Origin of the sequence: Streptacidiphilus sp. ASG 303 (assembly GCF_020991365.1) — a bacterium.
Taxonomy (GTDB): Bacteria; Actinomycetota; Actinomycetes; order Streptomycetales; family Streptomycetaceae; genus Peterkaempfera.
In genome coordinates this window covers 1-315 of the sequence record NZ_JAJLRA010000122.1, presented here as the reverse complement: position 1 = coordinate 315, position 315 = coordinate 1, and the positions used below count along the sequence as shown (strand labels likewise).

The window sequence follows — 315 nt, the reverse complement described above, 5'->3', positions numbered from 1 at the left end:
CGACGCCCCCTGGAAGTCGGAGCAGGAGCGCCGCGAGGCCCGGGCGGCCCTGGAGCGGTTCCTGCACTGGCACACCCTGGAGCGGGGCCGGGTGCCGGTGGCCCCCGAGCACGGCTTCGAGGTCACGCTGGAGGCCGGCGGCCGGGCGGTGGAGATCCGCGGCAGCATGGACCGCGTCGAGCGGGACGCCGCGGGCCTCGCCTACGTCGTGGACTTCAAGACCGGGAAGTCGGTGCCCACCGCCGCCGAGGTGGCCGGCCACCCCCAGCTCGCCGTCTACCAGCGGGCCGGGCGCGAGGGCGCCCTCGACGGACT

1 protein-coding gene is annotated in these 315 nt (G+C 77.1%); it reads left to right on the top strand.

The genetic code is table 11. The features are described 5' to 3' along the window. Positions 1–315, top strand: a 315-nt coding sequence (locus tag LO771_RS30185) for a PD-(D/E)XK nuclease family protein (protein ID WP_230748346.1), incomplete at both ends; no start/stop codon positions are given.